The 8,576-nt window shown below is 60.9% G+C and carries 9 protein-coding genes; 4 read left to right on the top strand and 5 right to left on the bottom strand.

Annotation, left to right across the window (positions count from 1 at the left end; genetic code table 11):
• From ACXRVY_RS11215 to ACXRVY_RS11205, 3 genes are all read left to right on the top strand, one after another.
• Window positions 1-1,129: sigma-54-dependent transcriptional regulator (locus tag ACXRVY_RS11215; RefSeq protein ID WP_458237403.1), on the top strand; the 1,129-nt coding region annotated here is incomplete at its 5' end.
• A 314-nt stretch (window positions 1,130-1,443) separates the two neighbouring features.
• On the top strand, window positions 1,444-2,763 hold the full coding sequence (locus ACXRVY_RS11210) for an MFS transporter (RefSeq protein ID WP_223460047.1): 1,320 nt from the start codon (window positions 1,444-1,446) through the stop codon (window positions 2,761-2,763).
• Between the two features lie 231 nt (window positions 2,764-2,994).
• Window positions 2,995-3,618, top strand: coding sequence for a flavin reductase family protein (locus tag ACXRVY_RS11205; protein ID WP_223460045.1), 624 nt, complete (start codon window positions 2,995-2,997; stop codon window positions 3,616-3,618).
• A 3-nt stretch (window positions 3,619-3,621) separates the two neighbouring features.
• Here ACXRVY_RS11205 and ACXRVY_RS11200 read toward each other — a convergent pair whose 3' ends face one another.
• Both ACXRVY_RS11200 and ACXRVY_RS11195 read right to left on the bottom strand, forming a co-directional pair.
• Complete coding sequence (locus ACXRVY_RS11200; protein ID WP_223460043.1) at window positions 3,622-3,852, bottom strand: hypothetical protein; 231 nt, start codon at window positions 3,850-3,852, stop codon at window positions 3,622-3,624.
• Between the two features lie 41 nt (window positions 3,853-3,893).
• Entirely contained in the window at window positions 3,894-4,247 is a 354-nt protein-coding gene (locus tag ACXRVY_RS11195) for a putative quinol monooxygenase (RefSeq protein ID WP_223460041.1), read from the bottom strand.
• A 339-nt stretch (window positions 4,248-4,586) separates the two neighbouring features.
• On the opposite strand from ACXRVY_RS11195, the gene ACXRVY_RS11190 reads away from it, so the two are divergent.
• Window positions 4,587-5,516, top strand: a complete 930-nt coding sequence (locus ACXRVY_RS11190; protein WP_223460039.1) for an AraC family transcriptional regulator — start codon at window positions 4,587-4,589, stop codon at window positions 5,514-5,516.
• A gap of 133 nt (window positions 5,517-5,649) precedes the next feature.
• Here the strand turns inward: ACXRVY_RS11190 and ACXRVY_RS11185 are convergent, their stop codons facing one another.
• The 3 genes from ACXRVY_RS11185 to ACXRVY_RS11175 are packed head-to-tail and all read right to left on the bottom strand — an operon-like array spanning window position 5,650 to window position 8,477.
• On the bottom strand, window positions 5,650-6,705 hold the full coding sequence (locus ACXRVY_RS11185; protein ID WP_150757246.1) for an ABC transporter ATP-binding protein: 1,056 nt from the start codon (window positions 6,703-6,705) through the stop codon (window positions 5,650-5,652).
• An 18-nt stretch (window positions 6,706-6,723) separates the two neighbouring features.
• Window positions 6,724-7,572, bottom strand: coding sequence for an ABC transporter permease (locus ACXRVY_RS11180; RefSeq protein WP_223460037.1), 849 nt, complete (start codon window positions 7,570-7,572; stop codon window positions 6,724-6,726).
• Window positions 7,569-8,477 (bottom strand): ABC transporter permease, encoded by a 909-nt coding sequence (locus ACXRVY_RS11175; protein ID WP_223460035.1) that lies wholly within the window; start codon window positions 8,475-8,477, stop codon window positions 7,569-7,571. Before ACXRVY_RS11175 ends, ACXRVY_RS11180 begins: the two co-directional genes overlap by 4 nt.
• Between the last annotated feature and the right edge of the window lie 99 nt (window positions 8,478-8,576).

Here is an 8,576-nt window from a genome sequence, read left to right as displayed (position 1 = left end):
ACGCCGGGATGCCGATTTGCCGGTGATCCTGCTGACCGGCCACGGCGATGTGCCGATGGCCGTCGAAGCCATGCGCGACGGCGCCTACGATTTCCTGGAGAAACCCTTCAGCCCGGAAACCCTGCTCGGCAGCCTGCGCCGCGCCCTCGACAAGCGTCGGCTGGTGCTGGAAAACCGCGCGCTGCACGAACAGGCGGACAACCGTGCCAAGCTGGATGCCACGTTGCTCGGCGTGTCCCGGGGCCTGCAAAACCTGCGTCGGCAGGTTCTCGATCTGGCGGCGCTGCCGGTCAACGTTTTGATCCGCGGTGAAACCGGCAGCGGCAAGGAACTGGTCGCCCGCTGCCTGCACGACTTCGGGCCGCGGGCCGACAAGCCCTTTGTGGCGCTCAACTGCGCGGCTATCCCCGAGCAATTGTTCGAGGCCGAGCTGTTCGGTCACGAGAGCGGCGCGTTCACCGGGGCGTCTGGCAAGCGTATCGGCAAGCTCGAATACGCCGACGGCGGCACGTTGTTTCTCGATGAAATCGAAAGCATGCCCCTGGCCCAGCAGGTGAAACTGCTGCGGGTGTTGCAGGAGCAAAAGCTTGAACGACTGGGCTCGAACCAGAGTATCCGCGTGGATTTGCGCATCATCGCCGCGACCAAACCGGACCTGCTCGACGAGGCTCGGGCCGGGCGTTTTCGCGAAGACCTGGCCTATCGTTTGAACGTCGCAGAACTACGCCTGCCGCCCTTGCGCGAACGCCGTGAAGACATTCCGCTGCTGTTCGAATCCTTTGCCCAAAACGCCGCCGAACGGCTGGGACGTAAATTTCCACCGTTGAGCGGCGCACAGTTGAGTCACCTGCTGAGCCACGATTGGCCAGGCAATGTGCGCGAACTGGCGAACGTCGCCGAGCGTCAGGTATTGGGGTTGGGTGAGCCGGAGCCCTTGGGCATCGAGCCCGGCCAGTCACTGGCAGCGCAGCAGGAAGCGTTCGAAGCGCAATGCCTGCGTGCCGCGTTGACCCGACACAAGGGCGATGTGAAAGCGGTACTCGAAGAACTGCAACTGCCGCGCCGGACCTTCAATGAAAAGATGCAGCGGCATGGGTTGAGCCGGGAGATGTTTTTGCAGGACAGCTGAGTTTTTGCAGTGCCTGCCCTGCCCCCATCGCGAGCAAGCTCGCTCCCACAATGTTCGGCGTACACAGATCCACTGTGGGAGCGAGCTTGCTCCGGGCGGCGTTCCGACGATGAGGCCGGCAAAGGCAAAACAAATACACAAGCCGACAAGCAATTTTCCGCTCATCACCAAACTTTTATAAGCGGATTTCCGCTCACCAAAACACCACCACCCTTCTAAACCGGCCCTCTCCCCCTTGGCACAGCTCCTGCTATAGCCCCTGCAGGCTGCGTTTATTCGCGCTCCACAAAAACAATTAAATGAAGGATCCTTCAATGGATAACTCCAACTCCCTGCCGCTTGGGTCGGCTGCCGCACCGACCAAGGAAAGAACCACCGCCAGTCGCATCAAATCGATCTTCAGCGGTTCAGTCGGCAACATGGTCGAGTGGTACGACTGGTACGTCTACGCCGCATTCTCCCTGTACTTCGCCAAGACCTTCTTCCCCAAAGGCGACACCACCGCCCAACTGCTCAACACCGCCGCGATCTTCGCCGTGGGCTTCCTGATGCGTCCGATCGGAGGCTGGCTGATGGGTCTGTATGCCGACAAGGTCGGGCGCAAAAAGGCCCTGATGGCCTCGGTGTACCTGATGTGCTTCGGCTCGCTGCTGATCGCCCTGAGCCCGAGCTATGAAGTCATCGGCATCGGCGCGCCGATCCTGCTGGTGTTCGCGCGTTTGCTGCAAGGCCTGTCGGTGGGTGGCGAATACGGTACCTCCGCCACCTACCTCAGCGAGATGGCGACCAAGGAACGTCGTGGCTTCTACTCCAGCTTCCAGTACGTGACCCTGATTTCCGGCCAGCTCATCGCCCTGGCGGTGTTGATCGTGCTGCAACAACTGCTGACCACCGAAGAGCTCTACGCCTGGGGCTGGCGCATCCCGTTCGCCATCGGCGCGCTGTGTGCCGTGGTTGCGCTCTATCTGCGTCGTGGCATGGAAGAAACCGAGTCCTTCACCAAGAAAGAAAAAGCCAAGGAAAGCGCGATGCGCACCTTGATGCGTCACCCCAAGGAACTGATGACCGTGGTCGGCCTGACCATGGGCGGCACCCTGGCGTTCTACACCTACACCACGTACATGCAGAAATACCTGGTGAACACCGTCGGCATGAGCATTTCCGACTCCACCACCATTTCCGCCGCCACGCTGTTCCTGTTCATGTGCCTGCAACCGATCATCGGCGGGCTGTCGGATAAAATCGGTCGCCGGCCAATCCTGATTGCCTTCGGCATCCTGGGAACCCTGTTCACCGTGCCGATCCTCACCACCCTGCACACCATCCAGACCTGGTGGGGCGCGTTCTTCCTGATCATGGCGGCGCTGATCATCGTCAGCGGCTACACCTCGATCAACGCCGTGGTGAAAGCCGAACTGTTCCCGACCGAAATCCGCGCGCTGGGCGTGGGCCTGCCGTACGCACTGACCGTTTCGATCTTCGGCGGCACCGCTGAATACATCGCGCTGTGGTTCAAGAGCATCGGCATGGAGACGGGTTACTACTGGTACGTGACCGCGTGCATTGCCGTGTCGTTGCTGGTGTACGTCACCATGAAAGACACCCGCAAGCATTCGCGGATTGTCACGGACTAAATCAAGCCTCAAGGAAAAGGGGCAGATCTCACCGGGGTCTGCCCCTTTTTTATTGAATCAACATAACCCCTTGTGGGAGCGAGCCTGCTCGCGATGGAGTGTCAGTCGACACCAACTTTCTGATACACCATCGCGAGCAAGCTCGCTCCTACAGAGGGTAGAGTCGACTGGAATTCAGCGGTTCATCCTTGCACTATGAACGCCACCCGAACTACGCCCTGGAATTACTCCATGCCCGACGACATCCACTTCTACGAACCCGCCAACGGCCACGGCCTGCCCCACGATCCGTTCAACGCCATCGTCGGCCCGCGCCCCATCGGCTGGATCTCTTCACAGAATGCCGAGGGCCACCTGAACCTGGCGCCCTACAGCTTTTTCAACGCTTTCAACTACATTCCGCCGATCATCGGGTTTTCCAGCGTCGGGCGCAAAGACAGCCTGAACAACATCGAACAAACCGGCGAATTCGCCTGGAACCTGGCCACGCGGCCGTTGGCCGAGCAGATGAACCAGAGCTGTGCGATGGTCGGGCCTGATGTTAATGAATTCGAACTGGCCGGGCTGACGACCGTTGCCTCGAAGGTCATCCAGGTGCCACGGGTGGCCGAGAGCCCGGTGTCCTTCGAGTGCAAGGTCACGCAGATCATTCAGTTGCAACGGGCGGACGGCAATGTAGTGCCCAGCTGGCTGATCCTCGGCGAAGTGGTCGCCGTGCATATCGCCAAATGGCTGTTGAAGGATGGGATATACGACACCGCCGCGGCAGAACCGATTCTGCGCGGCGGCGGGCCAGCGGATTATTTCCAGCTGGGGCCCGAGGCGTTATTCAAGATGTACCGCCCGGGGCGGTGAGAATCACCAGAGCAGGTCGGTGTTTTCCTTGACGTCCTTGAGGTGAGTCAGTTCCTTGGCGGCCGCATCATCGGCCTCGTGAGCGGTCTTGAAGACCTGGCCTTCCAGCACTTTGTGAAAACGCGGGGCGCCGGCACCACCCAGCGCTTTGACGGCGATAGCGGCGTGATAACCACCCTCGCCCGGTACTACAGCGGAAACAGCTTCGAAGTGATCAAAGGCTTTACGTGCCATGTCGCGAATCCTGGCTGGTTGAGAATGCCATCATTAAACCCTCAACCGGCCAGTTTGTGTACCGCCGCTTCGGACTGGCGCAAGGCCTGCGCCGCCGTGACATCCTTGAAGGTGTGGAAATCCAGGCTGTTGACCACCAGCTCCTGTACCAGCTCGGCAAAAATCTCCATTGCCGGCGTGCTGAAGTACGCAGTCATGGCCTGCTGATTGCTCCAGAAACCGGAGACCAGCCACAGCTGCGGATCGCACTGCGAATGCTGCAAGGCAAAGCTAAGGCAGCCAGGCGCTGCGCGGGACGGTTCGATCAGGGCACTGAGACGCACACCGAGTTCCGCCGAGCGCCCGGTGCGCGCTCGAACGAAGGCCATATGACTGACGGGGATCTGCTTGGACATGTTCAACCCTCCCGGGGAGTCGCGTGGCAGCCGGGGGACGGGCTGCGACAGGATCAAAGGTTAAGGGCGGCGACGCCTGTCTCGTTAGTCGATTCCTGCCGGCGCGTTGCACAATCCTGCGAAACTGCATGGACCGCCCGTAACAAACGGTAAAACCCTGTCACGGTTCTGCCATACGAGTTTCAAGCAAGTTCTTCAGGCACATGGCTCTAGTAGCTACACCGCCGGTGGACCCCGGGCAGAATCAGGCAAGCATCCGGCAGGATGTGTCTACCGCTACCGCTTGCACAAACTTATGCTCTGCCCCATTCCCTCCATGCCTTGCCGAGGATGCCGCGCATGTCGTCACTCGATCACTTTCAAGCCCCGCTGGACACCGACATGGAAAAGCAGCGCGCGGAACTGGCGGCCATCATCCGCCGCAACACCGCCGAAGATGGCAGTTATGCCACGGCCATCGGCTCGCTGTTCATGTCCCGCCACAGCCAGTCCCACGAGTTCGCTCCGGTACTCGCGCAACCGGCGCTGTGCATCATGGCCCAGGGGCGCAAGGAAGTTCAGCTGGCCAACGAATACTTCAACTACGACCCACTGAATTACCTGGTGGTCTCGGTCTCGATGCCGCTGAGTGGACGAGTGGTGGATGTCTCGGCCGAGGAACCGATCCTGGCCTTGCGCCTGGACATCGACCCGACGGAAATCACCGCACTGATCGCCGACGCTGGCCCCCTCGGCGTGCCTACCCGGCCGACCGGACGCGGGCTGTATGTCGAAAAAATCGACACCGCGATGCTCGACGCGGTGCTGCGCCTGGCGCGGTTGCTGGACACGCCGAAAGACATCGCCATGCTGGCGCCGCTGATTCGTCGGGAAATACTCTACCGATTGTTGCGCAGCAAGCAGGGGCATCGACTGTATGAAATCGCCATCGCCAACAGTCAGAGCCATCGCATCAGCCAGGCGATCAAATGGCTCAACGGCAACTTTGAACAGCCGTTGCGCATTGATGATCTGGCCAAGGAAGTGAACCTGAGCGTGTCGACGCTGCATCACCGCTTCAAGGCGATGACGGCGATGAGTCCGTTGCAGTATCAGAAGCAGTTGCGCCTTCAGGAAGCCCGGCGATTGATGCTGGCCGAAGGGCTGGAAGCTTCGGCGGCGGGGTATCGGGTCGGGTATGAAAGCCCTTCACAGTTCAGCCGGGAGTACAGCCGGTTGTTCGGGGCGCCGCCGTTAAGGGATCTGGCGCGGTTGCGGTTATCGGTCTGATCCAGAGTTTTTGTTGGTTGTGCCGGCCCCATCGCGAGCAAGCTCGCTCCCACATTGGACGGTGTACGCCGATACCTGTGGGAGCGAGCTTGCTCGCGATGGGGCCGGTCATCAGGCCAACATCAAACCCGGATCAGGCGCCAAGTACCCGGCAAGCCTCCACCGGCAAGGTCACCGACACYGGATGCCCAACGCTCAGGCCAAAGCCCTGGCACGGCGTGCTCAGTGCGGTAAACGACACCCCGGAACACTCCACCGTGGTCTCGATGGTCGCACCGATATCGCGCACGAAGGTCACCTTGCCCAGCAAGCGGTTGCCTGCGGTCGCCTGCGGAGCCGACAGTTGCAGGTCTTCCGGGCGAATCAGCATCTTCACCTTCTCACCGGCCACAATGCTGCTGCAGATCGGCACTTGCAGCGCATCGCCGCCCGGCAAGCTGACCTTGCCGTTACCCAGCACCGTGGCCGGGAAGATGTTGCCCGAGCCGATGAAGTCCGCGACGAACTCGTTGGCCGGGTGGCGGTAGATCTCGATCGGCGTGCCCACCTGCTGCACCTTGTGCTCACCCAATACGACCACGATATCGGCCATGGTCATGGCCTCGCGCTGGTCATGGGTCACCATGATGGTGGTGATGTTCAGGCGTTGTTGCAGTTGACGGATTTCCACCTGCATCGACTCGCGTAGCTTGGCGTCCAGCGCTGACAACGGTTCGTCGAGCAGGAGGATTTTCGGGTGCGAGGCAATCGCCCGGGCAATCGCCACGCGCTGGCGTTGGCCGCCGGACAGCTTGGCCACCGGACGATTGATCATCGCTTGCAGCTGGATCAGTTCCAGCAACTCCACCACCCGTGCCTGCTGGTCAGCCTTGCTGACCCCGCGCAGTTTCAGCGGATAGGCGATGTTCTCGCCCACGGTCATGTGCGGGAACAACGCCAGGGACTGGAACACCATGCCGAAATTGCGCAGGTGCGCCGGGGTGTTGCCGATGTCTTCACCGTCCAGGCGGATCTCGCCGCCGGTCAGGGTTTCAAGGCCGGCAATCATGCGCAGCAAGGTGGTTTTGCCGCAGCCCGAAGGGCCGAGGAAACACACCAGTTTGCCCTCGGGCAAATGCAGGTTCACATCGGTTACCGCGCAGGCCGAGCCGTAATGTTTCTCGACGTTTTCCAGAATCAGACCAGACATGTGAATCACCTCAAGAAATCAGAACGAAACGCCACCTTCACCAACCAGTTTTTCGAGCGCCCAGATCAGGACGAAGTCGATCAACACGATCAGCACGGCAAACGAAAATACGGTCGGGTCGAGCGAAGACACGGTGCGGCTGTACATCCAGATCGGCACGGTCATCACATCGATGGTGTAGAGGAAGTAGGTCACGGTGAATTCGTTGAACGAGACGATGAACGCCAGCAGCATGCCCGCCAGGATCCCCGACTTCATCAACGGCACCACCACATCGACAATTGCCCGCAGCGGCGACGCGCCGAGCATTTGCGCGGCCTCTTCGACTTCGCTGCCGATGGAGAGCATGGCCGCCGTGCAGTTTTTCACCACGAACGGCAATGCGAGGATCACGTGKGCAATCACCAGGCGCGAGGTGGTCATCTGGAACGGCAGGCTGTCAAACACCAGCAGCAACGCCAGACCCAACACCACCATCGGGAACACCAGTGGCAACGACATCAATTGCAGCGCCACGGCCTTGCCACGGAACTCGCAACGGGTCAGCGCGTAGGCCGCTGGCACCGCGATGATGGTCGCGAAGACCATGGTCAGGCAGGACACCATCAGGCTGGTGGTCATGGCTTTGCCCAGGCTCAACACATCGCTGGCGTCCGGCGACACAAAGGTGTGCCAGGCGGCCTTGTACCATTGCAGGCTGTAGCTGCTCGGCGGGAAGTCGAGGTTCGACGCGCCGCTGAACGACATCACGATCATGGTCAGGATCGGCAACACCGCCAACAGCAGGATGAAGCCCGAGAGGATGCCGGCAAACTTGCCGGTATCACCCGGCAACAGCGACTGGCGCTTCTTGGTCAGGGTACTCATTGCGAAGCCTCCAGCATGCGGCGACGGCGGCCAGTGATGTATTCGGACAGGGTCATGATCGCGAGGGTGGTGACGATCAGCACCACACCGGCGGCGGACGCGGCGGGCCAGTTCATCAGCGGGGCGATCTGGTCATGCACCATCACCGCCAGCATCGGCACGCGCCGGCCACCGAGCAGCAACGGCACCACGAAACTGCTGGCGTTGTAGGCAAACACCAGGGTCGCACCGGTAATGATCCCCGGCAGACTCATCGGCAATACCACCTGGCGGAACACCTGGAAGCGACTGGCGCCGAGGGTCGCGGCGGCTTCTTCGTAACTGCGGGCGACGCCGCGCATGGCGCTGGCAATCGGCAATACGGCCAGCGGGAAGGCAGTTTGCACCAGGCCCATCAACACGCCGTTCTGGTTGTACAGCAGCATGATCGGGCGCTTGATCAGGCCCAGGCCCATCAGGGTCTGGTTGAGCATGCCACCGGGACCGAGGATCACCAGCCAGCCGTAGCTTTGCAGCAACAGGTTGACCAGCAAGGGCAGCAACACTGCCGCAAGGAAGATCCGGCGCACGAACGGCGAGGTCAGGCGCGACATGGTGTAGGCCACCGGTATCGCCAGGATCACTGCGATCACCGCGCTGATCAGCGCCAGGCGCAGGGTCAGCATCAGCGATTTGAGGTAATAGGGTTCCAGCAACTGGGCGTAACTGGCCAGGCTGAACCCGGACCATTCCGCGCCTTTGGTGCCCACGCTCATGCGCAGTACCAGCAGGCTCGCGGCAATCAGTACGCCAAGAAACAGCATCGACGGCGAGAGGAAAAACCAGGCCCGCGTCGTTGGCGAAACACCCCGAGCGGCGCGCACGGGGGCGGCACTCACCGGATGAGTCAGAGGTTGGTGTTCCATAGCAAAGGTCTCGTCAATGGAAAGCAGCTGACAAACACAAGACTCAAGCTCACTTTGCCCCCTGTGGGAGCGAGCTTGCTCGCGATGACTGCCTGACAA

The organism is Pseudomonas sp. P5_A2_2, assembly GCF_054177685.1.
This window is presented reverse-complemented; position numbering and strand designations above follow the sequence as displayed.

Coding starts and splice junctions, on each gene's coding strand:
- ACXRVY_RS11210 (WP_223460047.1), top strand. CDS start 1,444: ATGGATAACTCCAACTCCCTGCCGCTTGGGTCGGCTGCCGCACCGACC.
- ACXRVY_RS11205 (WP_223460045.1), top strand. CDS start 2,995: ATGCCCGACGACATCCACTTCTACGAACCCGCCAACGGCCACGGCCTG.
- ACXRVY_RS11200 (WP_223460043.1), bottom strand. CDS start 3,852: ATGGCACGTAAAGCCTTTGATCACTTCGAAGCTGTTTCCGCTGTAGTA.
- ACXRVY_RS11195 (WP_223460041.1), bottom strand. CDS start 4,247: ATGTCCAAGCAGATCCCCGTCAGTCATATGGCCTTCGTTCGAGCGCGC.
- ACXRVY_RS11190 (WP_223460039.1), top strand. CDS start 4,587: ATGTCGTCACTCGATCACTTTCAAGCCCCGCTGGACACCGACATGGAA.
- ACXRVY_RS11175 (WP_223460035.1), bottom strand. CDS start 8,477: ATGGAACACCAACCTCTGACTCATCCGGTGAGTGCCGCCCCCGTGCGC.